We start from the raw sequence: 20,053 nt of genomic DNA, 5'->3' as shown, positions 1-20,053 counted from the left end.
TTCCTTTAGGAGGCGGAGGATGTCAACTCGTAGAACCGCACCCAGTCGACCTCGAACACGGCGGGGCGGAGGCCGCTCTCACCCGTGAAGTTGTCGAGCTGGATGTTGAGATGGCCGGAGGGCATGTCCTGGATGTTCCCCCGGTCCTCGTTGGCGCCGTCCGAGTGGCGGAACCACTCCTCGCCGTCGACGTAGCCGACCAGCGCGTCCGGGGTCCACTCGAACGCGAAGTTGTGCCACTCGGTCATGTCCACGGGACAGAGGTCGGCGCGTTCCTTCTCGTCCGTCGGGCTCTCCGGGTAGTGCATGAACGACGTGAGGCACTGGGCGTCCGGATTGGAGTACTCCACCCAGTCGTACTCGCCGTTCTCCAACCGGTTGCCCGCCGTGGGCCAGATGAGGTGCAGCGGGTGGTAGGTCCCGCCGCTCGCCCCGACGTTGCGCGAGCGCGACCTGATCTCCCAGCGGCCGTACTGGGTTTCCATGTCCTGCCGCAGCCAGCCCGTGTCGCCGTTGGCCTCGCCGGTCATGGTGAGGATGCCGCCCGCGACGGTGCTGTTCTTGGCGCAGCGGCGGCCGTTCTCGGCGTGCCCAGGCCAGCAGCCCTCCGTGCCGCCGAAGTCACCCGAGGGCACGGCCCAGCGCTCCGGGTCGACCGGTCCCGTGTAGTCGAACTCGTCGGAGATCGGATGCGGGGTGCCCCAGTCGTACCGGACGGCGGCCTGCGTCTCGTCCGTCGTCTGGTCGCCGTCGCCGCTGTCGCTGCCGTCGCCGTGGGTGACGGTCAGGTCGTGGATCTCCACCTCGCCGTAGTTGGACGAGCCGCACGGGGAGGAGTTGCCGCAGTTGGCCTGGGTGTAGGCGCCGGCCTTGAAGTAGTTGGTGGAGTCGGAGTGGTCGAGGGTCGTCTCCAACCGGCCGTTGTAGTAGATCTCGATCTCGCCGCCGCTCACCACGTACCTGACCTCGAAGACCGTGCCGAGCTCGTACTCGTCGGTGATCAGGTGGTGGTTGGACTCGTCGCCCTCCGTGATCCAGAGCTCCGAGCCCTCCAGCCTGATCGTGGTGACGTCGTCGTCCCCGCCGTGGATCTGGGCGCCGACGACCTCCGGCTTGTCCTCGGGGAGGTGCGTGAACGCCTCCCGGACCGTCATGGTGTGGGTGCCGGACGTCGAGGACCACTCGACCTCGTCGCCGCCGCCCTCCTCCATCTCCCGCAGTTCGGACCGCGGGTAGCTGGAGCCGCCGGTGGTGACGCCGTTGACGGGCGCGCGGAACCGCACCGCGTCGCCGGCGTCGTTGACCGTGAAGTAGGGGTCGTGGGAGTAGCCGTCGAGCTCGGGCTGGAAGATCTCGGTGGGGTCCTCGTCCTCCCCGACGGGCAGCGTGACCTTCCAGTCGCTCAGGTCCAGGACCTCGGACGGGAGTTCGGCGCCGCCGCCCCCGTCCCCGCCGTCCCCGTCGTCGTCGCCCGAGCCGCTCCAGACCTCAACCTCGGTGAGGCTGTTCCAGTCCCCCTCGCCGTCGCCCTCGTAGCCGTGGCCGAGGTAACGGATCCTGGAGGTCTGCACGGGCTCGAACTCGTACGACTCCAGGGCGGTCGTCGTGCCGCTGCTCTCGCCCTCGTAGGCGGTGACCCAGCGGGACCCGTCCCAGTACTGGAGCTCGAAGACGTTCTGCCGGCTGGTGCCCTGGTAGACGGCGAGCTTGACCTCGCTGACCGTCCTGGTCGCACCGAGGTCCAACTGCAGCCAGGCGCCGTCCCCTTCGCCCGACCAGCGGGTGCCGAGGTTTCCGTCCACGACGTTCGCCGGCCGGTTCTCGTCGCTGGTGCTGGCCGTGACGGCGCTCGCGCCCGGCGTCAGCTCCTCCGCCGCCGCCTGCGCGCTCGTCGGCGCCACGAATGCCGCCGTCCCCGCGACGAGAAGGGCGATCGCCAACGGCAATCGCCCGCCTCCCCTGGGAGCGGAGCGGGGCAAGTGGGTATATCTCACGTGGATCGTCCTCCGCGTTCGAGTTCGCCCTCGACCCCGGTCGTGGAGTGCCGCCGTGGCCGTGCGGGCACGTCGGCGGTGACCGTAGACCGGGTGCTTCGAGAGGGGTGCCGAGGAACCTGGGGCAGGGGTGCGCCGGGCGTCGGCGGCGGGCGGTAGTCTGGTCGTCACACACGGAGAGGGGTCGGGCCGTGCCGTTGCCGGCTTCCAGCTCGTCGCGCAAGGTCAACATCCTGCCGAGGGACTTCGGCAGCCTGTCGCGCGGACTTCCGTCGTCGGCCGAGCCCGGCACCCTGTTCGTCCTGGGCCAGAACGGCGGCATGAGCGTCGCGCCCGAGGCGGGCTTCCCGCTGGTCTTCGGGCGCAGCGAGGACGAGGCCCACGTCTGCGTCGGCCTGGGCGACCCGTACGTCAGCAGACAGCACGGGCGCATCACGCGCGAGCACGCGCGCTGGGCCCTGTACAACCAGGGCCGGCTGCCGATCCGGCTCTCCCCCTCGCGCCTCGTGCTCAGCGGCGACCGGGCCGAACTGCCCGGCGGCTACACGCCGTTGTTCATCCTCGGCCCGAGGCAGGAACACCTGCTCGAAGTGCGGATCGCCGCGCCCTCGGCCCCCGGGGTGGAGAACGAGGCCAAGACCTCCGGCCCCAAGCTGTGGCCGCTCCGGCCCGACGAGCGGCTGGTCATCGTCTGCCTCGGCCAGCGGTACCTGCGCAACGAGCCCTACCCGCAGCCGCTGACCTGGAGCCAGGTGGCCGCCGAGCTCAGCGAGTTGCGCCCCGAGGAGCGGTGGAGCGAGCGCAAGGCCGCGCACATCGTGACCAACGTGCGCAAGCGGCTGAGCGGTTCGGTCCCCGGCCTGCTGGAGGAGGACGTCCCGCCACCGGTCGGCAACACCCTCAACCACAACCTGATCATGGAGCTGCTGATCAGCACCACGATCCTCAAGTCGGACCTCGAACTGCTCGGCGACTGAGGCCGAGATGGAATGTCCCGGTGACGGATGACGAGTTGACGCGTGGGGCGCTGGACGCCTTCCGGGTGGTCGTGGAGGGGGACGGGGCGGCTCCGGGGTTGGAGTCGCGGTCGGGGGCCGGGGTGCGGGCCGTGCGGACGGAGCGGGGGGAGCGGGCGTTCCTGAAGGTCACGGCGGCCGGGGCGGAGGCCGGGGCGCTGGCGGGTGCGCGGCGGGAGGCGCGGTTCTACCGGGAGCTCGGCGACACGGTGCCGGTGCGGGTGCCGCGGCTGTTGGGGGTCCTGGAGGGCGCGGCGGGGGTGGCGCTGCTCCTCGCCGCGGCCGGGGAGTCGCGCGACGCGGCGTCCTGGAGCGCGGGGATGTGGGCGCGGCTCGGCGGCGAGCTGGCGGCGTTGCACGCCATGTCGCCGCCGGTGGGCGGGGGTTGGGAGCGGCCGGATCCGCTGCTGGCGGCGCTGGCGGCGCCGGTCGCGCGGGAGGTCAAGGAGTTCTGGGCCTCGTCGCGGCCGTGGCTGCCCGCGTTGCTGGACCGTCGCGTCGAACTCCGGGCGGCGGTCGGGGCGTCGCCCCCGGCCTTCGTGCACGGCGACTGCCACACCCACAACATCACGCACGGCGCGGGCGGTCCGGTCTTCTGCGACTGGCAGGCCGCCGGGGTCGGCCGGGCGGCAACGGATCTGGCCTTCCTCAGCGTGCGCGCGACGCCGTCGGGGGTGGTCGTGCCGCGCGCGCTGGTGGACGCCTACCTGGCGGGCGGCGCGTGGGACCGGCGGACGCTGGAACGGGCGGTCCTGGCTGAGGAGTTGGCCACGCTCGTCTTCCTCTGGCCGCCGTTCGCCGCGTTCAACGGCCCGGAGGAGATCGGCCGGGTCCGGCGCCGGGCGCGCCGGCTCGCCGAACGCTTCCTCGGCGGGGCGGGCTGACCCGGGGCCCCCTCCCGGAGCCGGGGGAGGGGGCGGTCGGGACGGAACCTCAGCCGCTGACCGTGAGGTTGGAGCTGCCGCTGCTCTGGTAGCCCTCGGTCGCGAGGATCATGTAGTAGTTGAAGCTGCCCAGGGCCATGCCGGCCCGGGACCAGGCGTCGAAGTGGTTGCCGGTGGTGATGGTGCCGCCGGTCCGCCTCGACTGCCGCACGCTCCAGAACTGGGGGAAGGTGCGGGTGCCCTCGACGGAGGGGGCGTTGTAGCGCATCGTGTGGTAGATGTCGTACGTGCCGCCGTCGCTGTTGACCGTGCCGCGATGGGTGCCGGTGGGGCGGTAGTTGCCCCAGCTGTCGACGACGTAGTACTCGACGAGCGGGTTCGACGTCCAGCCGTAGAGGCACAGGTAGCCGTTGCCCGACGGGCTGAAGCCGCCCGAGTAGTTGACGCTCCTGCGGCCACCGTTGCTCCAGCCCTTGCCGCAGACGAAGTTGCCGGTGTTGCGCCACGAGGTGCTGTAGTTGCCGCCGGAGCCCAGGGTCATGGAGACGGTGCCGGGCGCGTCGGTCCAGAACGAGTAGTAGAAGCCGTTGTGGGTGCCGGTCTGGTTGGTGGTGATGGTCTGGGCGTGGGCGGTGCCGGGGACGACCAGCGCCGACGTGACCAGGGCCAGCGCGCCGGCCCCGATGAAGGTCCGGCGGTTGAGCGGGTGGATGGGGGTGTTGTCCGGGGACACTCTTCCTCCTCGTGAAGGCTGGTGGGAGGTGCCAGGGCGGCGCCGACCGCGCGCGGGCGTCGTGGGACGCGACGGCGTTCGGTGACGTGTGAGGGCGGGCCGGTGCGGGTGCCCTGGATCGACGGCGGCTCTAGCTGTCGATGCCATGTCAATGTGGGGCTCGGTCCTCGAACTGTCAACAGCTTCCGCAAGGATTACGGAAATCTGTTGAACCGTCAGTGTGTGGAGCAAGTGGGAGTCTCCGCTGGTCAGTTGGGAACGAGCGGTCGCCGGGAGTGCGTCGGAGTGGGGAGGTTGGCGCTCGATCGCGGTCGGTGCGCACGGAGTTCCTGAAAAGTTTTCGGAAGCCTTCCGGTCGCTCTTGACGGCGCGGGTAAGCTCCTCGCGATGATGAATCACTCCGAGATCAGATCGGAGGTCCCATCCGCGACAGGTGAGTGCTGATGCTCACTCGGACCGCGTATGAGGACTCCCACCTCTCCCTCTGGCTGCGCGTGCGAACGTTCGCCATGCCGCCCACCGTGATCGAGACCGCGACCGCCCGCCGGCACGCCGGCGACTGGGCGGGGGCCTGTGCGGCCGCCGGTGTCGACGTCGAACTCACCCCACGTGCCGTGGCGCGCCGCCACGGCCGGGAGCTCGCCGACCAGGTCCGTGCCGACCTGCGCCGGCTGGCCCCCGACCTGCTGCGCTGGCACCTGCCCAGGGTCGCCCCCGACGGACTGCTGCGCCCGGGGCTCACCGTCCCGCTGGCCAGGTACGTCACCGACGGACGAGACGGCCGCGCGTCGCCGCACCTCGTGGTGCGGACCCCGCCGGCCTGGGCGGCCGGTGGCCAACGGCTCAGCCTGGCGCTGTGGCACGGCGCGGAGCCCGAGCCGGCCGCCCGCCGGCACCCGCACCCACGGCCCAGCCGACGGTTCCGCCTCGACCTGCACCGGCACCTCTGGGACGCCGAACGAGCCCACGAACTGCGCACCAGGGCCGGGGCCGACCGGCAGCCCGAGGAGGGCCGGCTCGTGCCGGACCCCGCCGAGCGGTGGCCGGCCGAGGCACGGATCCTGCTGCGCGCCGAAGGGCGGCCGAGCGGCTCCGTGGCCGCCCGCTGCGCGGCCCGCCAGTGGCTGGTCCTCGATCTCGACGGCGACGCCCCGCCCGGGGTCCGGATCGCCACGACGCCCACCGACGGCCGGGGCACCACGCTGCCGATGCTGCCGGAGGCGGCGATCCGGCCGCTGCCCGACCTCGAACTGGTCCGCGCCGGACTGATCGAGGTCGACCGGCTGCACCCGCTGGTCGCCTCGGCGCTGGCCCCCGACCGCCCACCGTCCGACCCGCCGCCGCCGTCCGACCCGCCGTCACCAGCCGACCCGGCGCGGCAGGCCCGGCTGGTGGAGTGCCGGGGAGCCCGCCACCGGATCGGCCTCGTCGACGGGACGCTCGTCCCGCTGGACCACGACCCGGACGAGATCCGACGCGAGGAGCTGCTGGCCGCGCTGGGCGGCATCCCGCTGCCCTGTCTCGGGGCCGTCCACGAGGCGCACCGCCGCCCCGACCAACTGGCCGCCGTCCGCGAGCGCCTGGCGCACGGCGACACCGCCGGCGCCCTGGCCGTCGTCGAGGGCCTGCTCGGCCCAGCGGCGCTGCTGCCCGGCGGCGCGCTGCGGGACGAGCTCGAGGCCGCCGCGCGACGGCGCGTCGACCACGGCCTGTTCCGGGCCGGCCTGGCCGGGCCTGGGCCCGGCCGCGTCCTGCTCCCTGGCCGGCCCAGGCCCGACGGCCACCGCACCCGTCCCCGGCACGCCCGCTAGCGGCGTCCACGCGCGGCGCCCACGCGCGGCGCCCACGCGCGGCGCCGGCGAGCCACCGAACCCTGCCCCTTCCCACCACTCACAGGTGATGACGCATGCCCACGACCGATGCCCCCACCGATGCCACGACCGACCAACTCGACGTCGCGGGGGACCTCCTGGCCCTGCTGCGCGACTCGACCACCGAACCGCGCCCCGACACCCAGCTGGAGGCCCTGACCCTGGCCGTCGCCGCCGACCTGCCCGTGCTGCTGTGGGGCGAGCCGGGAATCGGCAAGACCGCGGCCCTCACCCAGCTCGCCGCGGCCCTCGACCTGCCGCTGACCACCGTGATCGCCAGCGTGCACGAGCCGTCCGACTTCTCGGGCCTGCCCGTCGTCGGGGACGACCCGGCCGCCCAGGGCGTGCCGATGGCCCCGCCGGACTGGGCGGTGCGGCTGGCCCGGGCCGGCCGCGGACTGCTGTTCCTCGACGAGCTCTCCACCGCCGCGCCCGCCGTGCAGGCCGCCCTGCTCCGCCTCGTCCTGGAACGGCGGATCGGCGCGCTGCGCCTCCCGCCCGGCGTGCGGATCGTCGCCGCCGCCAACCCCAGGTCCTCGGCGGCCGACGGCTGGGAGCTCAGCCCGCCGCTCGCCAACCGCTTCGTGCACCTGACGTGGACCCACGACCACGAGGTCGTCGTGCGCGGCCTCGGCGGGACCTGGCCCAGGGCGACGCTGCCCCGGCTCGACCCGGCGAGGCTGCCGGAGGCGGTGGCCTTCGCCCGCCGCGCCGTCTGCGGGCTGCTCGCCGCCCGGCCCACGCTCGTGCACCGGCTGCCCACCGGCGAGGCCCGGCGCGGCGGCCCCTGGCCCTCGCCGCGGAGCTGGGAGATGACGCTCCACCTGGTCGCCTTCGCGACCGCCGCCGGCTCCTCCCGCGAGGTGCTCTCGCAACTCGTCAGGGGCACCGTCGGGGACGGCCCCGGGCTCGAACTGCTGGCCAGCCTCGACCGGATGGACCTGCCCGACCCCGAGACGCTGCTCGCCGACCCGGCCGCCGCCGTGCTGCCCGAGCGCGGCGACCTGCGCCAGGCGGTGCTCGACGGCGTGGTGGCCGCGGTCCGCGAACGCCCGGACCGGGCCCGCTGGGACGCGGCGTGGCGGCTCCTGGTCAGGGCCGTGGAGACCGGCGCCCCCGACCTCGTGGTGATCCCCGCGACCACGCTCGCCACGCTGCGCCGCGCCGACTGGCAGGTCCCGGCGTCGATCGAGCGGCTGGCCGGCACGGTGGCCCTGTCCCGGCGCGCCGACGAGGCGGCGGCCCGGATCGCGGCGGTCTCCGGACGGGCCGGCCGATGACGGCGAGCCAGCCGGGGGCGCTCGACCTCGACAAGCTCCACGCCGCCCGGCTGTACGCCGCCCGGGCCCGGCCCTACCTGGCGACGGCGCTGTTCGCGCTGCACGTCGTCGCGTCGCGCCGGGTGCCCACCATGAGCGTCGACCGGTACTGGCGCTGCTACGCCGCCCCGGCGTTCGTGGCGCTGACCCCGGTCGAGGAGCTGGCCGGGGTGTGGGTGCACGAGGTGTCGCACCTGCTGCGCGACCACCACGGGCGTGGCGACCGGCTCGCCCGCGAGCGCGGCCTCGTCGGGCGCGGGGACCGGCTGCGGATGAACATCGCGGCGGACTGCGAGATCAACGACGACGCGTTCGGCGACGGCCTGCCCCGCCCGGCGGGCGCCGTCACGCCGAAGTCCCTGCGACTGCCCGAGGGCGAGCTGATGGAGGAGTACCTCGACCGGATCCGGCTCGGGCCGCACACCCAGCACCTGGCCTGGCTGGACTGCGGCAGCGGCGCCGACGGCCTGGCACGGGAGTGGGAGCTGGGCACGGACGGCGCGCACGGCCTCACCGAACACGAGCGGGACGCCGTGCGGTTCCGGGTGGCGCGGGGCATCGTCGGCGACCCGGGCGACGCCCCGGCGGGCTGGCGGCGCTGGGCCGATGAGGTGTTCCATCCGCCGCAGCCCTGGCGGGAGCTGCTGGGGGCCGCGGTCCGCTCGGCCGCCTCGGGGCCCGGCGTCGGCGACGACTACACCTACGGCCGGCCGTCCCGGCGCTCGGCCGGGGTGCCGCGCGCGGTGCTGCCGAGCCTGCGACGCAGGCCGCCCCGGGTCGCCGTGGTCGTCGACACCTCCGGGTCGGTCAGCGACGCCGAGTTGGGCAGCGCGCTGCTCGAGGTGACCGCGATCTCCCGCGCCGTGGGCGGCCGTCGGGACCAGGTGACCGTGGTGTCGTGCGACGCGGCGGCCCGGGTGGCGCACCGGCTCTGCGCCGACGAGGGGATACCGCTGGTGGGCGGCGGCGGCACGGACCTGCGCGCCGGGTTCGCCAGGGCGCTCGACGGGCCGGCCCGCCCCGACGTCGTCGTGGTCCTGACGGACGGGCAGACGCCGTGGCCGGAGACGCCGCCACCGTGCCGGACCGTCGTCGGCCTCTTCCGCCGGACGACGAGCGCCGGCCGGCGGATCGAGAACGATCCCCGCTACCGGCCGGACGCGCCGCCCGCCTGGGCCCGGGTGGTCACCATCGGGTGAGGACGGGGCGGCCCGGCACCGCCCGGCAGGTGGACGGTGACGTCGAGTCCGCCGCCGGGCAGCGGGGTCAGGCGCAGCGTGCCGTGGTGGGCGGTGACGACGGCCTGGACGATGGACAGGCCGAGCCCCGAACCGTCCTCGCCGTGGACGCGCGACCCGTCGCCGCGGACGAACGGTTCCACCAGGCGGTCGGCGGTGGCCGGGTCGATCACCTGACCGGTGTTGACCACCCGCAGCCACGACCGGCCGTCGCCGGTCACGCCGGTGGAGACCTCGATCCGGCCGCCGGGCCGGTTGTGCCGGACGGCGTTGCCGACCAGGTTGCCCGCCATCCGCTCCAGCAGGACGCGCCGGCCGCTGACCGGCGCCGGCCGCAGGGCGGCGTCCACCGTCAGCGCGCGGGCCGCGATGTCGCGGGCCGCGGCGTCCAGCGCGTCGCCGGCGACGCCGGACAGGTCGGCCGGCCCGAGGGGGCCGCCCGCCCCGGCCTGGCTGCGGGCCAGCAGGAGCAGCCCGTCGAGGGTGCGCTGACTGCGCGCCGCGGCCTCCCGCACGTCGTGGGCCATGGCGATCAGCTCGTCCCTGCCCGGCCGGCCGTCGAGGGTCACGTCGACGGCGGTGCGGATGGTGGCCAGCGGCGTGCGCAGTTCGTGCGCCGCGTTCGCGGTGAACAGGCGCTGGCCGCGCAGGCCGTGCTGGACGCGGTCCAGCATGCCGTTGACGGTGGTCGCCAGCGCGGCGAGCTCGTCGGCGGGCGCGGTGACCGGGACCCGCTCGGAGAGGTTGTCGGCCGACAGGCGTCGCGCGGTGTCCGCGATGACCCGCACCGGCCGCAGGATCCGCCCGGCCAGCCACCGGCCGAGGACGGCGGCCAGCACCGTCACCACGGCGAGGGCGATGGCGGCCTGGGTGAGGAACGCGGACAGGGCCAGCTCCGCCACCCGGTCGCCCGCCGCCAGCGCCTGCTCGGGCAGCGGCGGCGGGGGAGGCTCGCCGCCCGTCGTGGTGAGGGAGAGGAAGCCCGTCCGGCGGCCGAGGTACCGCCGCATCAGCAGGTAGGTCAGGACGGACAGGGCGAGCCCTGCGGCCAGCACCAGGGCGGTGAGCAGGAGGGTGAGCCGGCCGCGGGCCGTCAGCTGCCGGGGCACGTCACGTCACGACCGGACGCGGTAGCCGGCTCCGGTGACCGTGTCGATCAGCGTCGGGTCGCCCAGCTTGCGGCGCAACGTGCCCACCGTGATGCGGACGGCGTTGGTGAACGGGTCGGCGTGCTCGTCCCACACCTTCTCCAGCAGCGTCTCGGCGCTGACCACGGCCCCGCGGGCGGCCAGCAGCTCGTGCAGCACGCCGAACTCCTTCGGCGTCAGGTGCAGCGCCCGACCGCCGCGCTCGGCCAGCCGCCGCGCCGGATCGAGCACGACATCCGCGGCGCGCAGCACCGGCGGCCGGGCCGGCACGCTGCGCCGCGACAACGCCCAGACCCGCGCGACGAGTTCGGAGAAGGCGAACGGCTTGCTCAGGTAGTCGTCGGCGCCCATGGCGAGGCCGCCGACCCGGTCCTCCACCGAGTCGGCGGCGGTGAGCATGAGGACCCGGTGCCCCCCGTCCCCGGCGAGGCGCCGGCACACCGTGTCCCCATGCACCACCGGCAGGTCCCGGTCGAGCACCACCACGTCGTACGGCGTGTGGGCGCACTTCTCCAGCGCCGACGCGCCGTCGCCGGCCAGGTCGACGGCGAAGCCGTGCCTGCGCAGCCCGGCGGCCACGTACCTGGCCAGCGGCTGCTCGTCCTCGACCAGAAGAACCCGCATGTCCCCGAGTGTGCCGACGCCGGCCTATGGACCGCGTATGTAAAGGCGATCGGTGGCCGAGCGGCAGCGGCCGGTAGAAGTTCGCAACGTCCCGTCTCCGAACCCGAGTCGAAGAGTGACGTGCCGATGAACACCACGCGCCGTACCGTCCTGGGCGCCCTGGGCGCCTCCGCCGTCGCAGCCACCACCACCGGCCTGACGCCGGCCGGAGCCGGAGCCGGAGCCGCACCCGGCCGCGTCCCACCGGAGTTGCGGCCCGGTGGCGCGTTCGACGCGTTCCTGCGGGCGGAGGCCGAGCAGGGCCGGTTCTCCGGCAGCGTGCTGCTCACCCACCACGGGCGGCCGGTGCTGGCCCGCTCCCACGGCATGGCCGACCGCGACCGGGCCGTGCCCAACGGCCCCGACACCGTCTTCGTGCTGGCCTCGGTGACCAAGCTGTTCACCGCCGTCGCCGTGGCCCAGCTCGTCCAGCGGGGACAGGTCGCGTACCAGGCGACGGTCGGCACCTACCTCGACGGCCTCGCGGCCGAGGTGGCCGACAGGGTGACCGTCCACCACCTCCTCACCCACACCTCGGGCCTCGGCGACCCGTTCCGGATGCCGGGGTTCTGGGACGAGGCGCCCGGCTGGAGCAGCGTGGAGGAGGTGATGGCCGGCTACCTGGCGTTCATCAGGACCGACCGGCCGGCGTTCCCACCCGGCGCCCGGCACGCGTACAGCAACGCCGGCTACCACCTGCTCGGCGAGATCGTCGCCGCCGTGTCGGGGCAGCCGTACCACGACTACATCAGGGAGCACGTCTTCGAGGCCGCCGGAATGACCCGCTCGGACTTCTACACCAAGCCGCGGTGGCGCACCGACCGCCGCATCGCCCACCCCTACGCCCGCGCGGAGTCGGGCGAGTGGGAGGACGTCCTGGAGGAGCGGCTGTTCGTCGGCACCCCGGCCGGGGACGCCTTCGCGAGCTGCGGCGACCTGGCCCGGTTCGCGCGCGCCCTGACCGGCGGGGAACTGCTCGACCCCGGGCACACGGCGATCACGCTGGGCGGGAAGGTGCCGCCCGCGCCCGCCGGCGGAGGCGGTGGTGGCGGCCCGGCCAGGACGGTGTTCCAGGCGTACGGACCGCTGGCCGCGCTGGAGCGGGGCCAGTGGGTGGTCGGGCACGGCGGCGGCTCCCGGGGCATCTCGACCAGCGTGGACCTCTTCCCCGACACCGGCTGGGTCGCGGTGGTCCTCGCCAACCACGACGTGCCCCTGGGGACCATGCCGGCCGTGCCCGCGAAGGCCAGGGAGCTGATCGTCGCCGCGGGGACCTGAGTCGGCCGGCGCCCGCGGTCACTGCCAGACTGTGACCGGCCGACAGAGCCAGTGGAGCGGGAAGGGGTATGGAATGTCCGTACTGGACACCGAGATCGGCGCCCTGCGGGGCGGCCCGGCCGACCTCGCGCAGTACCGGGGCAAGGCGGTCCTCATCGTGAACGTCGCCTCCAAGTGCGGGCTGACCCCGCAGTACGCGGCCCTGGAGGAGCTGCAGCGGCGGTACGCCGAGCGTGGCTTCACCGTGCTCGGCGTGCCCTGCAACCAGTTCATGGGGCAGGAGCCGGGCACCCCGGAGGAGATCGCCACCTTCTGCTCCGCCACCTACGGCGTCACCTTCCCGCTCACCGAGAAGGTCGACGTCAACGGCGAGACCCGCCACCCCCTCTACGCGCGACTGACCGAGACGGCCGACGCCGACGACTACCGCGGCGACATCCGCTGGAACTTCGAGAAGTTCCTCGTCGCGCCCGACGGCACCGTCGCCGCCCGCTTCGCCCCCCAGACCGAGCCGGACTCCGCCGCCGTCACCGCCGCCGTCGAGGCCGCCCTGCCGGCCTGACGTCACCCCGCCGGCCCGACGTCACCCGCCGGCCGGCGGCACGCGGCCGGCGCCGCGCAGCAGGCGCTCGGCCGTGGCGGCGAGGTAGCCGGCGAAGCCGGCCGGCTCCTCGACGGTGAACTCCAGGTCGGTCAGCACGAGGACGGTCGCCAGCCACTCGTAGGAGTCGACGTCGGCGGTGTAGCGGCAGCGCCCGTCGTCGAGGGGGTGGAGGGTGCCGTCCACCCGGTGCAGGCGGGCGGCGGCGTCCCGCGCGTCGGCGTGCAGGACGAGCACCACCTGATGGGCGCTCGGGGCCCGGAAGCGCCGCCGCAGATGCTCGGCGAGGTCGTCGGCCGGCAGGTCGCGGGGCGGGAAGACGTCCCCGGTCGGGCGCGGCCCGGCGATCCGGTCGAGCCGGAAGGTGCGCCAGTCGCGACGGTCGAGGTCCCAGCCGAACAGGTACCAGCGTTGCCGCAGCCGCACCAGCCGGAACGGGTCGACGGTGCGGCGGGACGAGCCGCGCGGGCCCGAGTGGTCGAGGACGACGCGGCGCCGCGCGGCGATCGCGGCGGCGAGGTCGCCCAGCGTCTCCGGGCTCGGCTGCGGGTGCCCAGGGGCGCCGACCTCCACCGCGGCCAGCAGCTCGTCCGTCCGCCGCCGCAGCGGGGCGGGCAGCACCCGCCGCAGCTTGGCGGCGGCGCGGTCCGCCGCCTCGGTGCCGCCGGCCGCGGCGAGCCGCAGCCCCAGGGCGGTGGCGATCGCCTCGTCGTCCTCCAACATCAGCGGCGGCAGCGCCGCGCCGGCGACCAGCCGGTAGTAGCCGCCGGGACCGCGCACGCTCTCCACCGGATACCCCAGGGCGCGCAGCTGCTCGATGTCGCGGCGGAGCGTGCGCGGGGGCGCGCCCAGGGCCGCCGCGAGCTCGCCGGCCGCCCAGCGCCGACCCGTCTGCAACAGCGAGAGCAGCCGCAGCATGCGCTCCCTCGGCGTGGTGGCGGTCACGTCCCACCTCCCGGTTGTGGCCAGAATCCGGCCACAACCGATCGTAGCGTCGAGGCATGGAACGAGCGGACTGGATCACCGTCGAGGGGGCGCGCACCCACAACCTGCGCGACGTGTCATTGCGGGTGCCGAAGCGGCGGCTCACCGTGTTCACCGGGGTCTCGGGCTCCGGCAAGTCCTCGCTGGTCTTCGACACCATCGCCGCCGAGGCGCAGCGCCTGGTCAACGACACCTACCCGCTGTTCGTCCGCAACCGGCTCCCCCAGCACCCGCAGGCGGACGTGGACCGGCTCGACGGGCTCGTCTTCACCACCGTCGTCGACCAGCGCCGCTTCACCGGCAACGCGCGCTCCACCGTCGGCACCGCGAGCGACCTCGCCCCGCTGCTGCGGCTGGTGTTCTCCCGGGCCGGCCGGCCGTCCGCCGGGTTCACCCCGGCCTACTCCTTCAACGACCCGGCCGGCATGTGCCCGCGCTGCGAGGGCCTGGGCGTGGTCGACGACATCGACGTGGAGGCGCTGCTCGACCGGTCGAGGAGCCTGCGCGAGGGAGCCGTCAGGTTCCCCACCTTCGCGCCGGGCACCTACCGGTGGAAACGCCTCGTCCACGCCCGCCTGGTGGACCCGGACGCGCCGCTGTCCACGCTCACCGACGCGGAGCTCGACACCCTCCTCAACGCCGAGGGGGTGCGGCCCACCGACCCCGACCCCGAGTACCCGAGGACATCCCTCTTCGACGGCGTTCTCCCCCGGCTGCGGAAGGGCTATCTGCGCCGCACCCCGGCCCGCCTCACCGACGCCGAACGCGAGGCCCTGGCCCGGGTGGTGGCCAGGCGCCCCTGCCCCGAGTGCGGCGGCACCCGGCTCGGCGAGCGGGCGCGCGCCAGCCTGATCGAAGGACGATCGATCGCCGACTGGTCCGCGCTGCCCGTCACCGAGCTCCGGCAGGTGGTCGCCGCCGTCCGCGAGCCCGCCCTCGCCCCGCTCCTCGCGGCCATCGGCCAGCGCCTCGACGCCCTGGACGCCGTCGGGCTCGGCTACCTCAGCCTGGACCGCGGGTCGAGCACCCTCTCCGGCGGCGAGGCCCAGCGTGTCAAGCTCGTCCGCCACCTCGGCAGCGCGCTCAGCGACGTCGCCTACGTCCTGGACGAGCCAAGCGCCGGCCTGCACCCGCACGACGTCCACCGGCTGCTCGACCTGCTCGGCAGGCTGCGCGACGCGCACAACACGGTGCTCGTCGTCGAGCACCACCCGGCCGTCATCGCCGCCGCCGACCACGTCGTCGACCTCGGGCCGGGCGCCGGCAGCGCCGGCGGCACCGTCCGGTTCGAGGGCACCCCGGCCGAACTGCGCGCCACCGACACGCCCACTGGCCGCCTGCTCCGCACCCCGCTCCGGCTCGGCGGCGCGGCGCGGGCCCCGCGCGGTTCCGTGCGGATCGAGCACGTGACCGCCCACAACCTGCACGACGTCACCGTCGAGCTGCCGCTGGGCGTGCTCACCGCGGTGACCGGCGTGGCCGGCTCCGGCAAGAGCACCCTGTTCGCCAGGGAACTGCCGCGGCGGCACCCGGAGTTCGTCGTCATCGACCATGCGCCGCCGAGCGGCGGCGTCCGGTCGACGCCGGCCACCGTCCTCGGCGTCGCCGAGGCGATCCGCGACACCTTCGGCCGGGCCACCGGGCTGCACCCGTCGTGGTTCAGCGCCAACGCGCGCGGCGGCTGCCAGGTCTGCAAGGGGAAAGGCGTGATCGTCACGGACCTCGCCTTCCTCGACGACGTGCGGACGACCTGCGACGCCTGCGAGGGCACCAGGTTCAACCCCACGGCGCTGGCCGCCACCGTGCGCGGCCGCAGCATCGCCGACGCCCTCGCGATGAACGCGGCCGGCGCCGCCGCGCTCTTCGCCGACCGGGCCGACGTCGTCCGCCGCCTCGGCTGGCTGGACCGGGTCGGGCTCGGCTATCTGGCCATCGGCCAGAGCCTGGACACGCTCTCCGGCGGCGAACGGCAGCGGCTCCGGCTCGCCCGGCACCTCGGCCGGTACGAGGAGACCGCCGAGGAACGGCGGATCGTGCTCGACGAACCCACCGCGGGACTGCACGGCAGCGACGTCGACCGCCTGGTCGCCCTCCTGCGTGAGCTCGTCGACGACGGCGCCACGATCGTCGCCATCGAGCACCACCAGCGCCTGATCGCCGCCGCCGACCACGTCATCGACATCGGCCCCGGCGCGGGCCCGGACGGCGGCACCGTCGTCTTCCAGGGCCCGCCGCGCGCGCTGGCCCGGGCGGCCGGCTCGACCACCGGCCGCCACCTACGCGCGGCGCTCGGCGACGGCTGACCGGTTGTCCGGTGGGGAACGTTTCAATCGTGTGTCGGGAAGGGAAAGGGCCCATAACTGGGAGCGCTCCCAAAGCACCGGACATCCACCCCCCTCCGGACGAGGAGTCGCAGTGTTGACGCTACGACACGATCGCACCGACGCGCGCCGCTGGACCTTCCGGGCTCTGCTGGCGGTGCTGGCCGCCGCCATGCTGTTCGTGACGCCCTGGTCCAGCCCCTCCGCCACCGCCCACGGCTCGACCGCCGACCCCGTCTCCCGCAACTACGGTTGTTGGCAGCGCTGGGGCAACGACTTCCAGAACCCGGCCATGCAGCAGCAGGACCCCATGTGCTGGCAGGCGTGGCAGTACGACACCAACGCCATGTGGAACTGGAACGGTCTGTACCGCGAGGGCACGAACGGCAACTACCAGGCCTTCATCCCCGACAACCAGCTGTGCAGCGCCGGCCACACGCAGGACGGCCGGTACAACTCGCTCGACAACCCGGGCGCGTGGCGGACGTCGGCCATCAGCAACAACTTCACGGTCAACCTCGTCGACCAGGCCTTCCACGGCGCCGACTACCTGCGGGTCTACGTGACCAGGCAGGGGTACAACGCGCAGACGGACGCCCTGGACTGGGGTGACCTGGAACTGCTGGCCAACACCGGCAGGTACGCCCCCGCCGGCAACTACACGGTCAACGTCAGCGCGCCGGGCCGCTCGGGACACCACGTGGTCTACACGGTCTGGAAGGCCTCGCACGCGGACCAGATCTACTTCCTCTGCAGTGACGTGACCTTCTGAGCCACTTCCGGGACAGCGCCACCCACGGGCCCCGCCCGGACGCCGACCGCGTCCGGGCGGGGCCCTTCGTGGTCGGCTCTCCGGTCGACGTCGCCCGTCGACACGCTGTGTGGCGGAACGGTTCGTTTGCGTTCCGGTGACGAGACGGCCTAGGCTCGCATCATCGAAACGGTCGCGGATCGAACCGCTGTCGTATCGATGTCACACGGCTGAGCGACGCGTGCCCCGGAGGCGCCGGTGATGACAGTCAGGGCGGTAACGAGAAAGCGCTACTCCCGCCTCACCCCGGAGCGCGAACGGGCCCTGCTGGAGGCCACGTTGGGGATCGTCCGGGAGAAGGGGTACGAGCAGCTCACCCTGGAGGAGGTGGCGGCCCGCACCAGGAGCAGCAAGGCCACGCTCTACCGGCAGTGGGGCGACAAGCGGACGCTGGTGGCCAGCGCGCTGCGCGCCTCCGGGCCCATGACGGCGGAGCACGCCGACACGGGTTCGCTCGGGGGCGACCTGCGGCACTGGCTGACGCACTTCGCGGAGCAGGACTCCGACCTGGAGGTGCTGGTCGGGCTCTACCGGACGGCGCTCACCGACGCGGAGGCGCTCGACGTGCTGCGCGAGGTCGTGATCGACCGGGACTTCGCGCCGGTGCGACAGGCGGTGGCGGCCGCGGTCGAGCGGGGGGAGATCTCCGCCGAGGGGCCCGCCGTGGCCTATCTGACGCACATGCTGATCGGCTGCCTGCTGGCCGGCCCCCTCGTGGACGCCGGCGACTGGGACCTCGACGCCATCCTCCGTTACCTCGACCGGGTCATCCTTCCCGTTCTCGCCCTGCGGTAGTTCCCGCGGCGGGCAGATCCCCACCGGGCCCACGGTGGCACCCCCCACGTGCCGGGCCCGCTTCTTCGCCAGGTCGATTTATCACCCGATAGGAGACTTACGCGGTGGCTACCCTTCTCTACCGGCTCGGGCGCTGGTCCTTCCGGCGCCGCTGGCTGGTGTCGTTCCTGTGGATCGTGGTCCTCGGCATCGCCGGCGTCGGCATGATGAGCGGCTCGGGGGCCGCCCCCTCGACGTTCACCGTGCCCGGCACCGAGGCACAGCGGGCCTTCGACCTGCTCGACGAGCGCTTCCCCGGGGCGGCCGCGGACGGGGCGAGCGCCCGCGTCGTCTTCCGCGCGCCCGACGGGGAGCTGATCACCTCGGACGAGCACCGGGGCGTCGTCGAGGACGTCGTCGCGGCGCTGACCGGGAGTTCGTCCCGGGTCGCGGCGGTGACCGATCCGTTCACCACGGACGGGGCGGTCAGCGGCGACGACCGCACGGCCTACGCCCAGGTGAGCTACACCGAGCCGTCGAACGACCTGACCGACGCCGACCGCGAGGGCCTGACCGAGGCCATGGAGCTGGGCCGCGACGCCGGCCTCACCGTGGAGGGCAGCGGCGACGCGCTCGCCGTCGAGCCGGAGGTCCTCGGCCCCACCGAGGTGATCGGCGTGGGTGTCGCCGCGGTGGTGCTGTTCCTCGCCCTGGGCGCGCTGGTGGCCGCCGGGCTGCCGCTGCTGACCGCGCTGGTGGGCGTCGGCATCGCCTTCGCCGGGGTGGCGACCCTCTCGGGGCCGCTGGGGCTCGACAGCATGACGCCGATCCTGGCCGTCATGATCGGCCTCGCGGTGGGCATCGACTACGCGCTGTTCATCGTCTCCCGCTACAAGCACGAGCGGGCCGAGGGGCGTTCGGCGTACGACGCGGTCGGGGTGGCCGCCGGCACGGCCGGCTCGGCGGTGGTCTTCGCCGGCCTGACGGTGGTCATCGCGCTGGGCGGCCTCTTCGTGGTGAACATGCCGATGCTGACCAAGATGGGTCTGGCCGCGGCCGGGGCCGTGGTCGTCGCCGTCGCGGTCGGTCTCACCCTGCTGCCGGCCCTGTTGGGCTTCGTCGGCGACCGGATCCTCGGCCGGGGCGACCGGCGCGCCAGGGAGTCGGCCGCCACCGGCGGGCCGACGCTCGCCGTGCGCTGGGTGCGGTTCGTGACGCGCCGTCCGCTGGCCGTGCTCCTGGTCGCGGTCGCGGGGCTCGGGGTGGTGGCCCTCCCCACCACAGGGCTGCGCCTCGGGCTGCCGGACGACGGGGCGCAGCCGACGTCGACGACGCAGCGCCAGGCGTACGACATGCTGGCCGACTCGTTCGGCCCCGGCTTCAACGGTCCGCTGCTCGTCGTGGTGGACGCGACGCGCGCGGAGCAGCCGCAGCGGGTCGTCGAGTCGGTGGCCGACTCGCTCGCCGGGCTCGACGGGGTCGCGGCCGCGACGCCGGCGGCCCCCAACCAGGACGGCGACACCGCCACCGTGACGGTGATCCCCGACACCAGCCCGACCGAGGCCGGGACCGAGGACCTCGTCGACCGGATCAGGGCGGGGGTGGCGGACGAGGCCGCCGCCGAGGGCGCGGACGTGCTGGTCACCGGGCAGACGGCGCTGAACATCGACGTCTCGCAGCGCATGCAGAGCGCCCTCGTGCCCTACCTGGCGCTGGTCATGGGGCTGGCCTTCCTGCTGCTGATCCTGGTGTTCAGGTCGATCCTGGTGCCGCTGAAGGCGGCCCTCGGCTTCCTGCTCTCGGTGCTGGCTTCGTTCGGCGTGGTCGTCGCGGTCTTCCAGTGGGGCTGGGCGGCGGGTCTGCTGGGCGTCGAGCAGCCCGGGCCGATCATGAGCCTGATGCCGATCCTGCTGATCGGGATCGTGTTCGGCCTGGCGATGGACTACGAGGTCTTCCTGGTCAGCCGGATGCGGGAGGCGTACGTCCACGGGGCCTCGCCGCGCGACGCGGTCGAGTCGGGCTTCGGGCACGGGGCCCGGGTCGTCGCCGCCGCGGCGGTGATCATGATCAGCGTCTTCGCCGGCTTCATCGGCTCTCCCGAGACGATGATCATGACGGTGGGTCTGGGGCTCGCGGTGGCGGTCCTCTTCGACGCCTTCGTGGTGCGGATGACCATCGTGCCGGCCGTCCTCGCGCTGCTCGGCGAGCGGGCGTGGTGGCTGCCGAAGCGGCTCGACCGGGTGCTGCCCAACGTGGACATCGAGGGCGAGGGGCTCAAGGCCACCCTCTCCGCCGCCGCCGAACCGGCGGCGGCGGAGAGCGAGAAGGACGGCCTGAGCCGCTCCCTCTGACGGCGGACTGACGGCGCACTGACGGCGTGTTGACGGCGTGTTGACGGCGGATCGGGGCGGTGCCGGC

16 protein-coding genes are annotated in these 20,053 nt (G+C 74.2%); 11 read left to right on the top strand and 5 right to left on the bottom strand.

Annotation, left to right across the window (positions count from 1 at the left end):
• Positions 1 to 5: 5 nt before the first annotated feature.
• Positions 6 to 1,901 (bottom strand): polysaccharide lyase family 7 protein, encoded by a 1,896-nt coding sequence (locus RNC47_RS10365; RefSeq protein ID WP_311597602.1) that lies wholly within the window; start codon positions 1,899 to 1,901, stop codon positions 6 to 8.
• Between the two features lie 284 nt (positions 1,902 to 2,185).
• Here RNC47_RS10365 and RNC47_RS10360 point away from each other — a divergent pair, with 284 nt between their 5' ends.
• Together RNC47_RS10360 and RNC47_RS10355 are read left to right on the top strand one after the other, a co-directional pair.
• Positions 2,186 to 2,971 carry an FHA domain-containing protein gene (locus RNC47_RS10360; protein ID WP_311597600.1) on the top strand — a complete coding sequence of 262 codons (786 nt, stop codon included), beginning with the start codon at positions 2,186 to 2,188 and terminating at the stop codon, positions 2,969 to 2,971.
• A 20-nt stretch (positions 2,972 to 2,991) separates the two neighbouring features.
• Complete coding sequence (locus tag RNC47_RS10355; protein WP_311597599.1) at positions 2,992 to 3,894, top strand: phosphotransferase family protein; 903 nt, start codon at positions 2,992 to 2,994, stop codon at positions 3,892 to 3,894.
• Between the two features lie 49 nt (positions 3,895 to 3,943).
• On the opposite strand, the gene RNC47_RS10350 is transcribed toward RNC47_RS10355, so the two are convergent.
• A complete protein-coding gene (locus tag RNC47_RS10350) occupies positions 3,944 to 4,627 on the bottom strand; it encodes a glycoside hydrolase family 11 protein (RefSeq protein WP_311597598.1) in 684 nt (227 codons plus the stop codon).
• 443 nt (positions 4,628 to 5,070) lie between these two features.
• Between RNC47_RS10350 and RNC47_RS10345 the strand changes: the two genes are divergently transcribed.
• The 3 genes from RNC47_RS10345 (at position 5,071) to RNC47_RS10335 (ending at position 9,016) form a co-directional block, all read left to right on the top strand.
• Positions 5,071 to 6,438, top strand: coding sequence for a hypothetical protein (locus tag RNC47_RS10345; protein WP_311597597.1), 1,368 nt, complete (start codon positions 5,071 to 5,073; stop codon positions 6,436 to 6,438).
• A gap of 95 nt (positions 6,439 to 6,533) precedes the next feature.
• A complete protein-coding gene (locus RNC47_RS10340; protein ID WP_311597596.1) occupies positions 6,534 to 7,778 on the top strand; it encodes an AAA family ATPase in 1,245 nt (414 codons plus the stop codon).
• Positions 7,775 to 9,016, top strand: a complete 1,242-nt coding sequence (locus RNC47_RS10335) for a vWA domain-containing protein (protein WP_311597595.1) — start codon at positions 7,775 to 7,777, stop codon at positions 9,014 to 9,016. The genes RNC47_RS10340 and RNC47_RS10335 overlap by 4 nt, the downstream gene beginning before the upstream one ends.
• On the opposite strand, the gene RNC47_RS10330 is transcribed toward RNC47_RS10335, so the two are convergent.
• Together RNC47_RS10330 and RNC47_RS10325 are read right to left on the bottom strand one after the other, a co-directional pair.
• Complete coding sequence (locus tag RNC47_RS10330; protein WP_311597594.1) at positions 8,965 to 10,164, bottom strand: sensor histidine kinase; 1,200 nt, start codon at positions 10,162 to 10,164, stop codon at positions 8,965 to 8,967. The genes RNC47_RS10335 and RNC47_RS10330 overlap by 52 nt on opposite strands.
• 6 nt (positions 10,165 to 10,170) lie before the next feature.
• The gene (locus RNC47_RS10325) at positions 10,171 to 10,827 is read right to left on the bottom strand and encodes a response regulator transcription factor (RefSeq protein ID WP_311597593.1); all 657 of its coding nucleotides are present in this window, start codon (positions 10,825 to 10,827) and stop codon (positions 10,171 to 10,173) included.
• Positions 10,828 to 10,953: 126 nt separating this feature from the next.
• Between RNC47_RS10325 and RNC47_RS10320 the strand changes: the two genes are divergently transcribed.
• Both RNC47_RS10320 and RNC47_RS10315 read left to right on the top strand, forming a co-directional pair.
• Complete coding sequence (locus tag RNC47_RS10320; RefSeq protein ID WP_311597592.1) at positions 10,954 to 12,144, top strand: serine hydrolase domain-containing protein; 1,191 nt, start codon at positions 10,954 to 10,956, stop codon at positions 12,142 to 12,144.
• Positions 12,145 to 12,217: 73 nt separating this feature from the next.
• Positions 12,218 to 12,706, top strand: coding sequence for a glutathione peroxidase (locus tag RNC47_RS10315; RefSeq protein WP_311597590.1), 489 nt, complete (start codon positions 12,218 to 12,220; stop codon positions 12,704 to 12,706).
• Between the two features lie 21 nt (positions 12,707 to 12,727).
• Here the strand turns inward: RNC47_RS10315 and RNC47_RS10310 are convergent, their stop codons facing one another.
• Positions 12,728 to 13,690, bottom strand: coding sequence for a helix-turn-helix transcriptional regulator (locus tag RNC47_RS10310; RefSeq protein ID WP_311597588.1), 963 nt, complete (start codon positions 13,688 to 13,690; stop codon positions 12,728 to 12,730).
• A gap of 56 nt (positions 13,691 to 13,746) precedes the next feature.
• Here RNC47_RS10310 and RNC47_RS10305 point away from each other — a divergent pair, with 56 nt between their 5' ends.
• From RNC47_RS10305 to RNC47_RS10290, 4 genes are all read left to right on the top strand, one after another.
• Positions 13,747 to 16,032, top strand: coding sequence for an excinuclease ABC subunit UvrA (locus RNC47_RS10305; protein WP_311597586.1), 2,286 nt, complete (start codon positions 13,747 to 13,749; stop codon positions 16,030 to 16,032).
• A 115-nt stretch (positions 16,033 to 16,147) separates the two neighbouring features.
• The gene (locus tag RNC47_RS10300; RefSeq protein WP_394814753.1) at positions 16,148 to 16,822 is read left to right on the top strand and encodes a lytic polysaccharide monooxygenase auxiliary activity family 9 protein; all 675 of its coding nucleotides are present in this window, start codon (positions 16,148 to 16,150) and stop codon (positions 16,820 to 16,822) included.
• A 240-nt stretch (positions 16,823 to 17,062) separates the two neighbouring features.
• Positions 17,063 to 17,656: a TetR/AcrR family transcriptional regulator gene (locus RNC47_RS10295; RefSeq protein ID WP_311597582.1), complete on the top strand. Its 594-nt coding sequence runs from the start codon at positions 17,063 to 17,065 to the stop codon at positions 17,654 to 17,656.
• A 104-nt stretch (positions 17,657 to 17,760) separates the two neighbouring features.
• Positions 17,761 to 19,986: an MMPL family transporter gene (locus tag RNC47_RS10290; RefSeq protein WP_311597580.1), complete on the top strand. Its 2,226-nt coding sequence runs from the start codon at positions 17,761 to 17,763 to the stop codon at positions 19,984 to 19,986.
• The last annotated feature ends 67 nt before the right edge of the window (positions 19,987 to 20,053 follow it).

Source organism: Streptomyces millisiae, from assembly GCF_031845425.1.
Lineage (GTDB): Bacteria > Actinomycetota > Actinomycetes > Streptomycetales > Streptomycetaceae > Streptomyces > Streptomyces millisiae.
The sequence above is the reverse complement of the archived record's forward strand: the minus strand, read 5'-3'. Positions and strand labels throughout refer to the sequence as shown.

Excerpts from the sequence above, each read along its gene's own strand:
- RNC47_RS10345 (WP_311597597.1), top strand. The coding sequence starts at position 5,071 with ATGCTCACTCGGACCGCGTATGAGGACTCCCACCTCTCCCTCTGGCTG.
- RNC47_RS10340 (WP_311597596.1), top strand. The coding sequence starts at position 6,534 with ATGCCCACGACCGATGCCCCCACCGATGCCACGACCGACCAACTCGAC.
- RNC47_RS10335 (WP_311597595.1), top strand. The coding sequence starts at position 7,775 with ATGACGGCGAGCCAGCCGGGGGCGCTCGACCTCGACAAGCTCCACGCC.
- RNC47_RS10325 (WP_311597593.1), bottom strand. The coding sequence starts at position 10,827 with ATGCGGGTTCTTCTGGTCGAGGACGAGCAGCCGCTGGCCAGGTACGTG.
- RNC47_RS10320 (WP_311597592.1), top strand. The coding sequence starts at position 10,954 with ATGAACACCACGCGCCGTACCGTCCTGGGCGCCCTGGGCGCCTCCGCC.
- RNC47_RS10315 (WP_311597590.1), top strand. The coding sequence starts at position 12,218 with ATGTCCGTACTGGACACCGAGATCGGCGCCCTGCGGGGCGGCCCGGCC.
- RNC47_RS10305 (WP_311597586.1), top strand. The coding sequence starts at position 13,747 with ATGGAACGAGCGGACTGGATCACCGTCGAGGGGGCGCGCACCCACAAC.
- RNC47_RS10295 (WP_311597582.1), top strand. The coding sequence starts at position 17,063 with ATGACAGTCAGGGCGGTAACGAGAAAGCGCTACTCCCGCCTCACCCCG.